The sequence below is a fragment of the Burkholderia stabilis genome, from assembly GCF_001742165.1.
GTDB lineage: Bacteria > Pseudomonadota > Gammaproteobacteria > Burkholderiales > Burkholderiaceae > Burkholderia > Burkholderia stabilis.
Map to the genome: position 1 here is coordinate 2395728 of NZ_CP016442.1, position 14798 is coordinate 2410525.

13 protein-coding genes and 2 pseudogenes are annotated in these 14798 nt (G+C 69.4%); 7 read left to right on the plus strand and 8 right to left on the minus strand.

Annotated features, from left to right (window positions below; genetic code table 11):
• Positions 1 to 65 precede the first annotated feature (65 nt).
• The 3 genes and pseudogenes from BBJ41_RS11155 (at position 66) to BBJ41_RS11165 (ending at position 2765) form a co-directional block, all read left to right on the plus strand.
• Positions 66 to 797 (plus strand): glutathione S-transferase family protein, encoded by a 732-nt coding sequence (locus tag BBJ41_RS11155; RefSeq protein WP_069746481.1) that lies wholly within the window; start codon positions 66 to 68, stop codon positions 795 to 797.
• A gap of 130 nt (positions 798 to 927) precedes the next feature.
• Complete coding sequence (locus BBJ41_RS11160; protein WP_069746482.1) at positions 928 to 1419, plus strand: DUF2239 family protein; 492 nt, start codon at positions 928 to 930, stop codon at positions 1417 to 1419.
• Between the two features lie 16 nt (positions 1420 to 1435).
• A pseudogene (locus BBJ41_RS11165) lies at positions 1436 to 2765 on the plus strand (carotenoid oxygenase family protein).
• A 13-nt stretch (positions 2766 to 2778) separates the two neighbouring features.
• Here BBJ41_RS11165 and BBJ41_RS11170 read toward each other — a convergent pair.
• The 4 genes from BBJ41_RS11170 to BBJ41_RS11185 are packed head-to-tail and all read right to left on the minus strand — an operon-like array spanning position 2779 to position 7037.
• Positions 2779 to 3945: an ABC transporter permease gene (locus BBJ41_RS11170; RefSeq protein ID WP_069746483.1), complete on the minus strand. Its 1167-nt coding sequence runs from the start codon at positions 3943 to 3945 to the stop codon at positions 2779 to 2781.
• A 4-nt stretch (positions 3946 to 3949) separates the two neighbouring features.
• The gene (locus tag BBJ41_RS11175; protein ID WP_069746484.1) at positions 3950 to 5104 is read right to left on the minus strand and encodes an ABC transporter permease; all 1155 of its coding nucleotides are present in this window, start codon (positions 5102 to 5104) and stop codon (positions 3950 to 3952) included.
• A 21-nt stretch (positions 5105 to 5125) separates the two neighbouring features.
• Positions 5126 to 5824 carry an ABC transporter ATP-binding protein gene (locus BBJ41_RS11180; protein WP_069746485.1) on the minus strand — a complete coding sequence of 233 codons (699 nt, stop codon included), beginning with the start codon at positions 5822 to 5824 and terminating at the stop codon, positions 5126 to 5128.
• Positions 5825 to 5831: 7 nt separating this feature from the next.
• The gene (locus BBJ41_RS11185) at positions 5832 to 7037 is read right to left on the minus strand and encodes an efflux RND transporter periplasmic adaptor subunit (RefSeq protein ID WP_069746486.1); all 1206 of its coding nucleotides are present in this window, start codon (positions 7035 to 7037) and stop codon (positions 5832 to 5834) included.
• Positions 7038 to 7385: 348 nt separating this feature from the next.
• Here BBJ41_RS11185 and BBJ41_RS11190 point away from each other — a divergent pair, with 348 nt between their 5' ends.
• Complete coding sequence (locus tag BBJ41_RS11190) at positions 7386 to 7619, plus strand: hypothetical protein (RefSeq protein ID WP_041492720.1); 234 nt, start codon at positions 7386 to 7388, stop codon at positions 7617 to 7619.
• 77 nt (positions 7620 to 7696) lie between these two features.
• Here the strand turns inward: BBJ41_RS11190 and BBJ41_RS11195 are convergent, their stop codons facing one another.
• Complete coding sequence (locus tag BBJ41_RS11195) at positions 7697 to 8449, minus strand: Mut7-C RNAse domain-containing protein (protein ID WP_069746487.1); 753 nt, start codon at positions 8447 to 8449, stop codon at positions 7697 to 7699.
• A gap of 57 nt (positions 8450 to 8506) precedes the next feature.
• On the opposite strand from BBJ41_RS11195, the gene BBJ41_RS11200 reads away from it, so the two are divergent.
• Both BBJ41_RS11200 and BBJ41_RS11205 read left to right on the plus strand, forming a co-directional pair.
• Positions 8507 to 9415, plus strand: coding sequence for an NAD(P)-dependent oxidoreductase (locus BBJ41_RS11200; RefSeq protein ID WP_257786438.1), 909 nt, complete (start codon positions 8507 to 8509; stop codon positions 9413 to 9415).
• Between the two features lie 74 nt (positions 9416 to 9489).
• Positions 9490 to 10134 carry a LysE family translocator gene (locus tag BBJ41_RS11205; protein ID WP_069746489.1) on the plus strand — a complete coding sequence of 215 codons (645 nt, stop codon included), beginning with the start codon at positions 9490 to 9492 and terminating at the stop codon, positions 10132 to 10134.
• 75 nt (positions 10135 to 10209) lie between these two features.
• Here BBJ41_RS11205 and BBJ41_RS11210 read toward each other — a convergent pair whose 3' ends face one another.
• Positions 10210 to 11487 (minus strand): MFS transporter, encoded by a 1278-nt coding sequence (locus BBJ41_RS11210; protein ID WP_069746490.1) that lies wholly within the window; start codon positions 11485 to 11487, stop codon positions 10210 to 10212.
• Between the two features lie 97 nt (positions 11488 to 11584).
• Here BBJ41_RS11210 and BBJ41_RS11215 point away from each other — a divergent pair, with 97 nt between their 5' ends.
• Complete coding sequence (locus BBJ41_RS11215; RefSeq protein ID WP_069746491.1) at positions 11585 to 12514, plus strand: LysR family transcriptional regulator; 930 nt, start codon at positions 11585 to 11587, stop codon at positions 12512 to 12514.
• Positions 12515 to 12698: 184 nt separating this feature from the next.
• Here the strand turns inward: BBJ41_RS11215 and BBJ41_RS11220 are convergent, their stop codons facing one another.
• Positions 12699 to 13532 carry an OmpW/AlkL family protein gene (locus BBJ41_RS11220; protein WP_069746492.1) on the minus strand — a complete coding sequence of 278 codons (834 nt, stop codon included), beginning with the start codon at positions 13530 to 13532 and terminating at the stop codon, positions 12699 to 12701.
• Between the two features lie 16 nt (positions 13533 to 13548).
• Positions 13549 to 14789 (minus strand): annotated as a pseudogene (locus BBJ41_RS11225) (DUF2957 domain-containing protein).
• Positions 14790 to 14798 lie beyond the last annotated feature (9 nt).

Genomic DNA, 14798 nt, shown 5'->3' on the forward strand with positions numbered 1-14798 from the left:
CGGCTACTGCATCATCGTTCGCCGTGGGAGCATGATCGCTCGTTCAACTTCCGCGGAATCCTCCGATGTCCCCGATCCTTCTCTACGGTATTCCCGCCGGCTGCTCGTTCGGCTCGATCGTCGCGCTCGAATGGGCCGGCCGCCCGTACCGGCTGTCGCGCATCGCGATGCCGAGCGTCGCGACGAGCGACGCGTACCTCGCGCTGAACCCGGTCGCCGAAACGCCGGCATTCATCACCGCGAACGGCGACGTGCTGACCGAAAGCCTCGCGATCCTCGGCCACATCGGCGCGCAGACGCTCGACAGCGGCCTCGCGTTTCGCCAGGGCAGCGCGGATTTCGACCGGCTGAACCGGATGCTGGCGTGGTTGAACACGACGTTCTTCAACGCGTTCGGTGCGCTCTGGTACGTGTACGAACACGACACCGAGAGCGCCGAGAAAGCGGCGTTGCAGGCGTACGGCCGCGGCAAGGTGCTGAAGGCGCACCGGCAGCTCGAGGCGCTGCTCGAGCGCGGCGAAGGCCCGTGGCTGCTGGGCGCGCGGCGCACGCTGGCCGACGCTTATTTCGCCGGGATTGCCCGCTGGGCCGACTATCACGCGGTGTTCGAGCGCGACGCGTTCCCGCGCATCGCCGCGCTGCGCGCACGGCTCGCCGACGATGCGGGCGTGCAGTTCGCGCACGCGATCGAGGAAAACCTGCCGCTGCCGGCATCGCTGGCGTTCGAAGGGCATGTGTCGCTCGACGACGTGCTGGCAAGTGCGCGCGACCTCGCGGTTCCGGCCCGGGCGCTTTGACCGGCGTCATGGTCGCCCGACAGGACGGAATCCGTGGCGCGAATGACATTTTTACCCGGATAATATTGACATCCAATTAATACCCGGATAAAAATAGCGTCATTCCGATTCCAGCCCGAGGGCGACCACGATGACAAGTTCCACGCTTCTTCCTTCCTACACGGCCTTCGACGGCCACCGGCGGCTTGCGTCGGGCCCGCTCGCGACGGTCGCGCTCGCGGTCCGGCAGGCGGCCGGCGACGCGATGGCCGGCACGATCCTGATCTTCGACGATGCGACGGGCCGCGCGATCGACCTCGACCTGCGCGGCACGGCGGACGACATCCGCGCGCGTTTCGCGCCGCCGTCGGGCGGCGCGTCCGTCGCGCTGCGCAAGCTCGTCGAGGATGCGCGGCGCACGCATGCGGCGGCCGACCGGCACCGCGATGCGCAAACCCGCGCGTACCACTTCATGTCGGCGATGGCGGGCGACCTGCCCGGTTTCGAGGAGGCCGCGCGCGCGTTGTATGCGAACGATCCGGCGCGGCTGGCCGAGCTGGTCAGTGGCTGGCCCGACGACGTGCGCGACCACGCGCTCGCACTGGCGCGCGGCGACCTGCCGCCGTCCGCCGAAGACTGCTGACGGAGCGGCAGACACCATGACCGTATTCGATCTGAATAGCGGCGCGATCGCGCCGGTCGCCGACGAGGTCGATCTCGTCGACCTGCGCGTGACCGGCAGCATTCCGCGCGAACTCGACGGCGCGCTGCTGCGCAACGGCCCGAATCCGCCGGGCGGCCGTTTCGAAGGACACGACATGCTGTCGTGGTGGCCGGAGGCCGCGATGCTGCACGCGATCGCCTTCGAAGGCGGCCGCGCGACCGGCTACCGGAATCGCTGGGCGCGCACGCAGCGCTGGGCCGCCGTCCATGCGCCCGAGCAGGCGCCGCACCTGCCCGACACCAATCCGAACGTGAACGTGCTGCAGCATGCGGGCGAACTGCTCGCGATGGCGGAGGGTGGCGCGCCGTTGGCGATCACGGCCGGGCTCGATTCGCTCGGCGTGTCGCGCCGGCATGCGGGCTTCGATGGCGGCATGACCGCGCATCCGAAGGTCGATCCGGTCACGGGCGAGCTGATGACGTTTCGCGCGGACTGGCGCGCGCCGTGGCTACGCTACGGTGTCGTCGACGCACACGGCGTGCAGCGCGTGGACATCGCCGTCGACCTGCCCGCACCGTCGATGATGCACGACCTCGCGATCACCGAAACCCGCAGCCTGCTGCTCGACCTGAACGTCGGCTACGACTTCTCGATGCTGAAGCACGGACACCGGATGCCGCTGCGCTGGCACGACGACCGGCCCGCGCGGATCGGCGTGATCCCGCGCCACGGCGGCGACGTGCGCTGGTTCGGCATCGAGCCGTGCTTCGTCCAGCACGTCGTGAACGCGTACGACTGCGACGCGTCGTGCATCGTGCTCGACGTGGTGCGTTATCCGTGGTTTCTGCGGCTCGACGCGCACGGGCCGGTTCGACGACAACCCGGTCGGCGAGCTGTGGCGCTACGTGATCGATACGGCGAACGGGCTGATCGACGAAGGGCCGCTCGCCGACGGCGGCATCGAGCTGCCGCGCATCAACGAAAGCCGGACGGGGCGCCGCTACCGATATCTGTATGCGGTCGAACAGCCGAACAACGCGGAAATGCGCGGCGTGATGCGCTTCGACCACGCGCGCGGCACGACGACGCGCTACGCGGTGCCGGCCGGCGACCAGAACAGCGAGCCCGTGTTCGTACCGCGCCCGGGTGGCACGGACGAGGACGACGGCTGGCTGCTGGTGATGGTCTACCGCGCGGCGACGGAGTCGAGCGACGTCGTGATCCTCGATGCGCGTGCGATCGATGCGGGGCCGGTCGCGACCGTGCACCTGCCGCGCCGCGTGCCGGCCGGGTTCCACGGCGCGTGGGTGCCGCGCGAGCGCTGAACGGCCGGGCGCGCTATTGCGCGCGCAGCGCGTCGACGATCTTCAGCCGCGCGGCGCGCATCGCTGGCAGGAACCCGCCGACGAGCCCCATCACGAGCGAGAACAGCAGCGTCTTCACGACGATCGCGGGCGTCAGCACGAAGCGGAACGACAGGTCGGAGAAGGTCTGGAAGTTGGTCGTCGAAAACGACGCGAACTGCATCAGCGACGCGCATGCGAGCCCCGCGACGCCGCCGACGAAGCCGAGCAGCAGCGCTTCGAGCAGGAACGCGGCGAGCACGTTCAGGCGCTTGAAGCCGAGCGCGCGCAGCGTGCCGATCTCGGCGACGCGGTTCGCGACCGACGCATACATCGTGATCATCGCGCCGATCATCGCGGCGATCGAGAAGATCGTCGACAGCGTGATGCCGAGGATGTTGATGAACGTCGACAGCGCCTTCGACTGGTCGCCATAGAAAGTCTGCTCGCGTTTCGCCTCGTCGGTCAGCCGCGGGTCGACGTCGATGTCGGCCTTGAAGCGCGCGAAGCCGTCGGCGTTCGGGATGCGCAGCACCATCGACGAATAGCTGGTGCGGCGAAACGACTGCATCAGCTGATCGACGTCGCCCCAGATCTCCGAATCGAAGCCGCTGCCGCCCGCGTCGAAAATGCCGACGACGGTCCAGTCGCGCTGTGCGAAATGCAGGCTGTCGCCGAGCTGCGTGCCGCTGAAGCCTTTCGCGATCGCGCTGCCGACGATGATTTCCGACGAGCCGGGCGTGAACGTGCGGCCGGCCGTGAGCTTCACGCGCGGGCGCAGCGCGAGGCCGGCCGGCGACACGCCGCGGATCACGACGTTCGACGGCTTGCCGGTCGACGTCTTCACGAGCGAGATCAGCACGACGGCTTCCTTCGACACGAGCGGGCGGCCGTCGGGGCCGAGCGCGACGGCCGGGTGCATTTCGAGCGCGTTGGCCTGCTGGTGGTCGATCGCGCTCTGGATCTCGGTTTCCGCGCCCTTGCGGATCACCACGGCGTTGTCGGGTTCGCCGGTCGACACGAGCGTCTGCGTGAGCCCCGCGTCGAGCATCTGCACCGTGGCGAACACGAAGATCACGAGCGCCATCCCGCCGGCGGTGAGCGCGGTGGTGAGCCGCCGGGTCCACAGGTTGCGCGCGATGTAGGTGAGCGGAATCGCCATGCGCTTACCCGATCGCCCGCAAGCCTTCGACGACGCGCACGTGCGCCGCTTGCCACGCCGGCACCAGCGCGGCCGCGATGCCGACCGCGATCGAGCATGCGGCCTGCAGCACGACCGTCTCGGTCGACACGCTGAACACCGGGAAGATGCCGCCCGCCGCCTGCTTGAACAGGCTCGCGGCAGGCGGCGTCGCGAGTATCCCGAGGCCGCCGCCGGCCACCGCGATCACGACCGATTCGCCGAACACGATCAGCGCGAGGAAGCCGGGGCCGAAGCCGAGCGCCTTCAGCGTCGCGTATTCGGCCGTGCGTTCGCGTGCGCTCATCGCCATCGCGTTGGCCATCACGGCCATGATGATCAGGATCACCACGTACGACACGACGCGGATCGCCGCGATGATCTGGTTCGACATCGCGACGAAGCCGAGCTGGAACGCCTGTTCGGTTTCGGTGAGCGTCTCGGCGAGCGAGTTCTTGAACACGGCGTCGACGTTGCGCGCGATCGCCGCGCCGTCGTCGGGGTTCGCGACGCCGAGTACGAACACGCCGACCTGGTCGGCCTGTTTCGGCGTGCGCTGGCGCACCGTCTCGTTCAGGTAGTCCCAGTGGAACACCATCTGGCGCGTGATCGTCGAATCGTCGCGGCCGTCGAGAATCCCGCGCACGACGAAATCCCAGGTGCCCGGGTAGATCGTGCCCTTCAGCGGAATCACGTCGCCGACCTTGAAGCCGAACTGCGTCGCGAGCTGGCGCCCGACCAGGCAGCCGCGGCGGTCGCGGTTGTAGTCGGCGCGCTGCTGCGCGGGCACGATGAATTCCGGGTACAGGTCGAGATAGTTGTCCGACACCGCGAAGCTCGCGAAGAAGTTCTTCGGGTCGCGGTAGATACCGCCGAACCAGTTCGAGCGGACCACGGCCGTCACGCCGTCGACGCCGCGTATCCGGTTCTCGTAGCTCACGGGCAGCGGAAACACCAGCGAGATCGCGTTGCGCGTGACGAGCCGGCCGCTGGACGCGGCGGCCGCGCCGGCGTACCACGCGTCGACGACCGTGTGCAGCAGCCCGAACGCGAGCACCGCGATGGTCAGCCCGAGCACGGTCAGCAGCGTGCGCAGCCGGTGCCGCAGCGCGTTGCGCGCGATCAGCTTCAGCACGTACATCGCGCGCGCTCCCGCAGCCGGTCAGCCGGCGTGCCCATCGATCAGCTCCCCTTTTTCCAGATGCACGAGCGACTGCGCGGCGCCGGCCGCGTGCGCGTCGTGGGTCACCATGATGATGGTCTTGCCGAGCTCGGCGTTCATCCGCTGCAGCATCGCGAGCACGTCGGTGGCCGACGCGCGGTCGAGGTCGCCGGTCGGCTCGTCGGCGACGATCAGCACGGGATCGGTGATCAGCGCGCGCGCGATCGCGACGCGCTGCTGCTGGCCGCCCGACAGCTCGGACGGGTAATGGCTCGTGCGGTCGCCGAGGTTCACCATGTCGAGCACGAGCTCGACGCGCTCGCGCCGCTCGCGGCGCGACAGGTGCGTGAGCATCAGCGGCAGCTCGACGTTCTCGAACGCGGTGAGCACCGGCATCAGGTTGTAGAACTGGAAGATGAAGCCGACGTTGGCCGCGCGCCAATCGGCCAGTTGCGCCTCGGCGAGCTGCGAGATGTCGAGGCCGCCCACGCGCAGCTCGCCGCTGTCGGGCCGGTCGATGCCGGCGACGAGGTTCAGCAGCGTGCTCTTGCCGGAGCCGGACGGCCCCATCAGCGCGACGAAGTCGCCTTCGCCGATGTCGAGCGTGATGTCGGTCAGCACGGGCACGATCTGGTTGCCGCGCCGGTACGACTTCGCGACGTGGCTGATCTCGACGAGGGGCGGCGGTGCGTCGTTCACGCTCGCGCTACTTCTTCGCGACGGTCACTTTCGCGCCGTCCTTCAGCTTCGCGCCCGGCGCGAGCACGACCGTGTCGCCGGGTTTCACGCCGCGGACCGCGACGAGCTCGCCGATCCGCATGCCCGTCGTCACGGCCGCCGCGCGCACGGCGTCGTCCTTCACGACGAACACGACCGGCCGGCCGTCGCGCTCGACGACCGCGCTCGCCTGCACGGCCGTCACGGGCTGCCGGTCCTGCGCCGACACGGGTTTCGACAGGAACGCGATCTTCGCGCTCATGTCGGGCAACACGCGGTCGTCGCGGTCGACGAAGCGCACCTTCACGAGCACGGTGGCCTTCGAGCGGTCGACGGTCGGCACGATGCGCGACACGCGGCCGGCGAAACGCATGTCGGGCAGCGCGTCGAGCTGGATCTCGCACGGCTGCTCGGCGCGGATCTTCGCGATGTTCGATTCGGCGACGTCGGCCTCGACTTCGAGCGTGTCCATGTCGGCGATCGTCACGACCGCGCCCTTGCTGTCCGACGCGGACGAGAACGGCGTGATGTTGTCGCCGACGTTCGCGTGCTTCGCGAGCACGATGCCGTCGAACGGCGCGCGGATCACCGTCTGGTCGACCGCGACCTGTGCGGCCTGCGCGTTGGCGTCGGCGGACGCGATCGCGGCCTGGCCGCTGCTGAGCGACGCGCGCGCCTTGTTCACGCGGGCCGTGTCGATGTCGAGCTGTGCGGCCGGCACGGCGCCTTTCGGCGCGAGCGCCGCGGTGCGGCGCAACGCGATTTCGGCGTCCTTCAGCTCGGCCTGCTGCACGCCGAGGTTCGCGCGGGCGACCTTCGCCTGGGCCTGCGCCTGGGCGCGCGAGGCCTCGACGTCGTTGCTTTCGAGGCGCGCGATGATCTGGTCCTTCTTCACGCGCGTGCCTTCGAGCACGCCGAGCCATTCGACGCGCCCCTGGCCTTTCGACGCGACCGCGGCCTTGCGTTGCGGCACCACGTAGCCGGTCGCATTGAGCTGCGTGTCGTTCTGGTACGGGTAGGCGGACGTGACGGAGGTCGTTTCGACCGTCGGCCGGCCGGTGAGCGCGAAGCCGGCGGCGAGCGCGACGATGGCGATGACGGCGGCGACCGCATAGCGGACCCACCGGCGCCGACGCGGCGCCGGCGCAATCGGACGCCGGTCGATTTTCAGTTTGTCCAGATTGTGATCGGGCAATTTGAGCGCCTCGAGACGGCGGCAGCCTGGCGGCCGCCGCGATCCGCTTCCCCGGGAAGGGGACGGATGGACGCCAGTATAAGCGTCGCCCCGATGGCGCGCGAGCGGGTTTGTGGGGCCGGAGCGGCGGCGGGGCAGACCGCGAAAAAACGTCTGCCTCCGGGGAAACCCGAGGGATGCAAGCAACGTGTCAACTCGCCGCGAAGGCGGTGCGTTATGGAACCAGTGCGTCAGGTTTTATCGTGGCGGAGCGGCGAAAGCCGGCCCCCGGCCTGGCGCTCCGATGCGAATGCCTCGCATCTTTTACGTACCGGTACGTTTGATTTTTTCTCCGCTAAAGGAAGAACAATGAAGAAGACGCTCGCTTCGATCATCGCCGCAGCATTCGCTCTCGCATCGGTTTCGGCATTCGCACAGGCGTCCGCGCCGGCAGCCGACACGTCGGCCGCCGCTCCGGCACCGGCAAAGAAGGATCACAGCAAGCCGAAGCACGCGCTGAAGCACCATGGTTCGGCAAAGGGCAAGGCGAAGGCCGCCGCCGCTTCGGCAGCCGGCACGAACGACGCAGGCGCAGCAAACTAAGCGCTTCGCCCGGGGCCGGCACTGCCGGCCACCAGTCGCGAAACCCCGCATGTCTCGGCATGCGGGGTTTTGTTTTTTCAGGCGTCGCGTTCGCCGGGCGGCGGCGCGCGCATCGCGTCGACGACCGAGCGCATGCGCCGCCAGTGCGAGCCTTCCCAGAACACGCGGCGGCACACGTCGCACGCGGCGAAACGCCGGTGCCGCTGCCGGACGCCGTCCGGCACGTGCGGCGCGGCGGCCGCCGCGTCGAGCGCGTGCAGCGGCGCATTGCAGCGCAGGCACAGCCGGAACGGCCGCATGTGCGGCGCGAGATCGAGCCGCTCGAACAGTTCGCGAAGCTGGTCGGCCGGTTGCAGCGCGTGCAGGTAGCAGCCGCGCGCGACCGCGCGCCGCTTGAGCAGCTCGCGGTCGCGGGTCAGCACGACGCGGCCTTCTCGCCCGGCGAGCGCCGCGATCTCGTCGTCGGCGTAGTGATTGTCGTAGCAGGTGTCGAAGCCCGCGAGGCGCAACAGTTGTGCGAGGCCGCCGAGGTGCGCGTCGGCGACGAAGCGCCATTGTTCCGGCGGCGGCGCGGGTGAACCGTTCGCCGCCGGCTGCGCGCGTTCCGGAAAGGCTTCGACGCGATCGCCGTCGTCGAGCGGACGGTCGAGCGCGGCCGGCGCATCGTTCACGCGGAGCCGGCCGATTTCCGTATGAGGAATGCCGAGTGCCTCGATCGCGTGCTTCACCGTCGCATCGCGGGCGCACGCGTGACCGAACGCGCGCTCGCGCTGCGCGCGCGGAAGGAAGGCGTTCAGTTCGCCGTGGAAACGGAAGGTTGCGGTCGCCATCCGTCCAGTATCGCACCGCGCGCAGCCGGCCGCGGGCGCTGCAGACCGCCCGCTTCTGTGTTTAACTCGCGGCTTCATGGAGCGAAGGAGCGGGCAATGGATCTCGGGTTTATCGGGCTGGGCGAAATGGGGCAGGCGATCGCGACGAACCTGCTGAAGGCGGGCCACACGGTGCGGGTCTGGAACCGGTCGCGCGAGCGTGCCGAGCCGCTCGCGGCACTCGGCGCGCAGATCGTCGATACGCCGGCCGACGCGTTTCGCGGCGACGCGGTGTTCTCGATGCTGGCCGACGATGCGGCCGCGTACGCCGTGTTCGACGACGCGCTGCTCGCGCAGGCGCCGCGCGGCCTGATCCACGTGAACATGGCGACGGTGTCGGTCGCGCTCGCCGAATCGCTCGCGCACGCGCATGCGTCGCGCGGCATCGACTATGTCGCCGCGCCGGTGATGGGGCGACCCGACGTCGCCGCCGCCGCGCGCCTGACGATCATGGCGGCCGGCCCGGCCGAGGCGATCGACCGCGTGCAGCCGCTGTTCGACGCGATCGGCCAGAAGACCTGGCGCTTCGGCTCGCTGCCGCAGCACGCGAACGTCGCGAAGATCGCCGCGAACTTCACGCTCGCGTCGGCGATCGAGACGCTCGGCGAGGCGTCCGCACTGCTGGGCGCGCACGGCGTCGCGATGCGCGACTTCCTCGACGTGATCACAAACAGCGTGTTTCCGGGGCCCGTTTATGCAGGCTACGGCGGGATGATCGCCGAGCGGCAGTACGAGCCCGCGCGCTTCAAGGCGCGCCTCGGGCTGAAGGATGTCCGGCTGGCGCTGGAAGCCGGCGACGCCGTGTCGGTGCCGCTGCCGGTGGCGAGCGTCGTGCGCGACAACCTGCTCGACGCGCTCGCGCACGGCGGCGGCGACCAGGATTTCGCGGTGCTCGGCGAAGTCGCGCTGCGCCGCGCCGGCCGCTGACGCGGCGCGACAGAAGCGCCGCGCGCGCGGCATAATCGACGTTTCGTTTTCAGACCATTCAGGCAGAGGCAGGCATGAACTTGCATACGTGGTGGCTTTTCGTGGCGACGGTGTTCGTCGTGTCGGCGATTCCGGGCCCGAACATGCTGCTCGTGATGACGCACGGCGCACGGCACGGGTTGCGGCGCTCGTCGGCGACGATGGCCGGCTGCCTGAGTGCGCTGGTGCTGATGCTGTCGGTGTCGGCGGCGGGCCTCGGCGCGGTGCTCGAGGCGTGGCCGGCGATGTTCAACACGCTGCGCTTCGCGGGCGCGGCCTATCTGGTCTACCTCGGCGTGAAGGCGTGGCGCGCGCGCGTCGACGAAGACGCGCCGGCCGCCGCCGATGTCGAAACCGAATCGCGCCAGGCTGCGCAGGCGTCGCGCTGGGTGCTGTTCCGCAACGGTTTCCTGGTCGCGGGCAGCAACCCGAAGGCGATCCTGTTCGCGGCCGCGCTGCTGCCGCAGTTCATCAACGCGTCCGCGCCGACGCTGCCGCAGTTCGGCATCCTCGTCGTCACGTTCGCGGTGATCGAGGTGAGCTGGTATCTCGTCTATGCATCGTTCGGCACGCGCATCGGCGCAACGCTGAAGAGCCAGAGCGTCGCGAAGATCTTCAACCGGCTGACGGGCGGATTGTTCGTGGGCTTCGGCGCGATGATGGCGCTGGTCCGTCACTGATTTCGAACTGACGCCGGCGTACCGAGCGCCTCGTCCCTCGCGAGAGGGCGGGGCGTTCGTCTTTTCGGGGCGGCGTCACGTGCGCGGGCGTGTCAATGCCGCGGCACCGGCCCGGCGCCCGGCCGTGACGCCGAATGCGGCGGCCGCGCCGGCGAACGCGAACCCGACACCGCACACGGCGCTCCACCCGCCCCATGCCCATGCGCTGCCCGCGAGCGCCGCGCCGAGCGCGCCACCGACGAAGAACAGCCCGACGAACAACCCGTTCAGGCGTCCGCGCGCGGCCGGGTTCAGCAGGTTGATCTCGCGGCGGCCGATCGTCTGGTCGACGATGACGCCCGCGTCGAGCAGCGCGGCGCCGCCGGCGAGCAGCGCCAGCGCGAGGCCGCGATGCGCGTGCGCGTCGAAGCCGAACCAGCCGGCGCCTGCGATCCCGAGCACGACGAGCGCCGCGAGCATCGTGCCGTGCGCGATCCGCTGCGCGGCCGGGCCGTGGCCGCGGTCACCCGCGCGGCCGGCGAGCGGCGTGACGATCGCGCCGCTCGCGCCGGCGAATGCGAACAGCGCGATGCCGTGCAGGTCGAGACCGAACGGCGGCTGCGCAAGCCGCAGCCCGATGGCGGTCCAGAACGCGCTGAATGCGGCCATCGCGAGCGCGGCCGACAGCGCGTGCCGGCGCAGCACCGGTTCGTCGGCGAGCAGGCGCCCCATCGATGCGAGCAGCACGCGGTAGCCGGCCGTGATCGCCGGCGTGCGCGACGGCAGGCGCAGCGCGAGCACGACGGCGATCGCGGCGTTCGCGAGCGCGGCCAGCGCGTAGAACGCGCGCCAGCCTGCCGAGCCCGCGATCAGGCTCGCGAGCGGCCGCGACAACAGGATGCCGAGCATCAGCCCGCTCATCACGTTGCCGACCGCGCGGCCGCGCTGCGCTTCGGGCGCCATCGACGCGGCCATCGGCACGAGCATCTGGATCACGCTCGACGCCGCGCCGGCAACGAGCGTCGCCAGCAGGAACACGGCGCCCGAGCGCGTGAACGCGGGCAGCGCGAGCGCGACCGCGCACACGGCGAGCGTGGCGACGATCAGGCGGCGGTTCTCGAGCAGGTCGACGAGCGGCACGAGCAGGACGAGCCCGGCCGCGTAGCCGAGCTGCGGCAGCATCGCGACGAGGCCGGCAAGGCCGGGCGGCAGATGGAGGTCGGCGCTGATCGGGCCCGTCAGCGGTTGCGCGGCGAACAGGTCCATCACGATCACGCCGACCGTCGCGGCGAAGAACAGCGTCATGCCCGCGCTCAGCGCGGGCGGTGCACCGGCGCCGGCGGCGGCCGGGCAGGAAGGGGCGGGGCAGTTCATCGGAAGCCTGGGGTGGTTGTCGAATGAATCCCCATCGTAGGTGCCCAATGTTTATGCGACAATTGAAATATGTCTAACATGATTATGCGAGTTTGTTTTGAATACGCGTGATCTCCTGGCGTTCGTCGCGGTGGTCGACAGCGGGTCGATGGTCGCCGCGGCCGCGAAGCTCCACCTGACGCAGCCGGGCCTGACGCGGCGCGTGCAGAACCTCGAAACGCTGCTCGGCATGCCGTTGCTCGAACGGCAGAGCAAACCGCTGAAGCCGACCGCCGCCGGGCGCGACGTCTACGCGCTCGCGCGCAACGTGCTGGGCGCGGTCGACGAGCTGATGGCGGCGGGCGCGCCCGACAGCGAACCGTCCGGCGAGCTGCGCATCGGCGTGCCGCCGTTCCTGTCCGAGCTGGCGCTCGAGCGGCCGATCGACCGGCTGCGCGACGCGTTCCCGCGCCTCACGCTGCGCGTGACGGCCGGCTGGTCGCCGGCGCTGATGCAGGGTATCGAGCGCGGCACGCTCGACGTCGCGGCCGTGATGGTGCCGGCGAGCACGGTGCTGCCCGACGCGTTCACCGCGACGCTGCTCGCCACGCAGCCGACGGTGCTCGTCGCCGCGCGCGACTTTCCGCTGCCGGACGGGCCGCTGTCGCTCGACACGCTGTCGGGTTTTCCGTGGGTGCTGAGCCAGGACGGCTGCGGGATGCGTTCGGCGCTGAGCCGTGCGCTCGGTGCGGCCGGGTTGCCGTTCGACGTCGCGGTCGAGGCATTCGGCTCCGAGCTGCAACTGTCGCTCGTCGCGCGCGGCGCGGGGATCGGGATCGCGCCGCCGAACGCACTGGCGCGCAGCGCGCATCGCGATGCGCTGAGGGTGGTGGAAACGGCGGGGCTGGAGACGCGGATCAACGTGTGGATCGTGCACGGCGCGCTGCCGGGCCGCCTGGTACGGCCCGTCGCGCTGCTGCGCGACGCGCTGGCCGAGGTGCTGGACGGGGAGACCGGGAAGGGGTCAGAAGCGAGCGAAGCGATTTAGAGCCGGCATTCGAGGGAAAATCCTTATTTTCTCTACGGAAATGTTGCAATGCGGAAACCGATTCGCTATAGTTGCACCTGTCTCCTCCATGTCTCCTCTGATATGGATTCAGCCCGCCTCTTAGGCGGGCTTTTTTTTGCCTGCGATTTTGTCGCAGCGCTCCATTCGTCGTCCGTCGCCGGCCTCAGAACTTGTACGTCATCCCGACGTAACTGATGATCGGGTCGGCCTTCAGGTCCGATTTCGACTCGGCGAGCACCGAGCCGTCGGCCGCCTTGATCGTCACCGTCGACGTCGTCTTCAGCGGGATGTACGTCACCGACGCGATCAGCCCGAAATGCTCGGTCATGTTGTACTGGATACCGGCGTTGAACACCGGCTGCCATGACGACGACGCCTTTGCCTCCACCGATGTCGTACCCGGCTTGCCCGCGCCCGCCGCGAGGATCGCGCCGAGGTTGTCCTGCGTCTGCTTGATGAAGTTCGTGTTGAGCTGCAGGTCGCTGAACCAGTTGTACGACACGCCGAGGCCGAGGAACGGACGGAACTTCGCGGTCGCCTGCCCGAAGTAGTACTGCAGCAGCACCGCCGGGCTCCATTGCCGCACGCTCTTCACGATCGGGTTGACCGACGCGAGCCCGATGTTCTGCGTGCCGAGCGCGCCCGCCGGGCCCGGCGGCTTGATCGTGCCCTGGCCCGACACCTTGAACACCGGCGGCACGCCGGCCACCGACGTCACTGCAATATGGTCGGTCAGGAAGTGGCTGACCGTCAGGCCGACGGTGTCGGCGCCGCTCGTGCGCAGCCCCGTGCCGGGCGACGTGAACGACGGCGGCAGCCGCAGCGGCGTGTTGATCGGCGTCGGCGCGACGTTGGTCGTCATCGGCGTGCTGCTCTGCTGCGGCATCACGTGGAACCAGCCCAGCGTGACGACGTTGCTGCCGGCGCTCTGCGCGTGCGCCGCGAGCGGCGCCAGTGCGGCGGCGCCGGCCGCCGCGCAGAGAAGGGTTTTCTTCATCACGGTTTTCCCTCGCTTACTGGACGAACGCGCCGATCGTGAAATACGGCGTCGATCCCGCGTTGTCGAGGAAACCGAACACGCCACCCGAGAAGATGAACTTGCCGGTCGGCGACGTGCTGCTTGCGCCCGTATGGATCGTCGTGACCGTGCCCGGCACCTTCTGCGTGTAGTCGAGGTCGAGCACTCTCGTGAGCGACGCCTGGGACGGCTGGAACGGATCGAGCAGCGTCGCCTGGGTGTTGATCAGCGCGGTGGTCCGGTAGTTGAACTCGCTGTCGACGCCGATGTACTCGCCGTTCTGCGAACCGGCCGAGATCGCCGTCTGCGGCGCGAGGATCGAGATGCTCGATTCGTCGTCGGCGGTGAGGCCGGGCACGCCGTTGCTGTCGGGCGTCGGGTTCGGGTTTGCGACGCCCGTGCGCACGAGGATCGGCACGAGCTGGTTGCGCAGCTTGCCGACGATCATGAAGCCCTTGCCCTGCGGCGTGGTCGACAGCGTCGGCTTCAGCTGGCTCTGGTAGTTGTTCGACTGGAACGCGCCGCTGCCATCGGCGGACTGCGCGAAGTTCGAGCCCTGTTGCGTGCATGCGCCGCCGGCGAACTGGCCGGTCGAGTCGCACTTGGTCCACGAGCCGTCCGCGTTGATCGTCACCTTCGCGTCGATCGACGCGGGCGCGAACTTCTGCGACGGCACTTCGCCGAAGCCGACATGGCTGTACGTGCCGGCGACCTTCGTGATGTCGGTCTCGATCGACGAGAAGCCGATGAACGGGTAGTACGGGAATGTCGTGTCGGGCACCGCAGCCTGGCCGAGCACGCCGTTGAACTGGATTTCCTTGCCGGGGATCGTGCCGCCCGCGACGCCGAAGCCGACGAAGATCCGCGCCGGGCGCGACGCGTCGAGGCTCGCGCCGTTCAGGCGAAATGCGCACTGGTTCAGCTTGTTGGTCGGCAACATCGTTTCCTGCGTGAGCGTGCCGCTGTCGACGGTGCCTGCGCGGGTCGGCGTGACGGTGCCGGTCGTGCGCGGGACGGCCGATTCGACATACGTCACCTGCCAGGTCATCTTGGTCGTGTCGAGCTGGACCTTGGCGAGTTCGCCGCTGCCCGCGCCGCCCGTAAACACGGTGCTGTAGTCGAGCGATGCGGGGCAGAGCCGGTCTTCGACGAGCGGAGGCGGATTGTCGTCGCCGCCGCCGCAGGCGGAAAGAAGGGGGCGGCCAGCGTCGCCGCCAGAATGAGGTTGCGCTTCATGTTGCTCCT

What these genes read in the sequence shown, in the direction of transcription:
- BBJ41_RS11155 (WP_069746481.1), top strand. Translation starts at nt 66, where the DNA reads ATGTCCCCGATCCTTCTCTACGGTATTCCCGCCGGCTGCTCGTTCGGC.
- BBJ41_RS11160 (WP_069746482.1), top strand. Translation starts at nt 928, where the DNA reads ATGACAAGTTCCACGCTTCTTCCTTCCTACACGGCCTTCGACGGCCAC.
- BBJ41_RS11170 (WP_069746483.1), bottom strand. Translation starts at nt 3,945, where the DNA reads ATGGCGATTCCGCTCACCTACATCGCGCGCAACCTGTGGACCCGGCGG.
- BBJ41_RS11175 (WP_069746484.1), bottom strand. Translation starts at nt 5,104, where the DNA reads ATGTACGTGCTGAAGCTGATCGCGCGCAACGCGCTGCGGCACCGGCTG.
- BBJ41_RS11190 (WP_041492720.1), top strand. Translation starts at nt 7,386, where the DNA reads ATGAAGAAGACGCTCGCTTCGATCATCGCCGCAGCATTCGCTCTCGCA.
- BBJ41_RS11195 (WP_069746487.1), bottom strand. Translation starts at nt 8,449, where the DNA reads ATGGCGACCGCAACCTTCCGTTTCCACGGCGAACTGAACGCCTTCCTT.
- BBJ41_RS11205 (WP_069746489.1), top strand. Translation starts at nt 9,490, where the DNA reads ATGAACTTGCATACGTGGTGGCTTTTCGTGGCGACGGTGTTCGTCGTG.
- BBJ41_RS11210 (WP_069746490.1), bottom strand. Translation starts at nt 11,487, where the DNA reads ATGAACTGCCCCGCCCCTTCCTGCCCGGCCGCCGCCGGCGCCGGTGCA.
- BBJ41_RS11220 (WP_069746492.1), bottom strand. Translation starts at nt 13,532, where the DNA reads ATGAAGAAAACCCTTCTCTGCGCGGCGGCCGGCGCCGCCGCACTGGCG.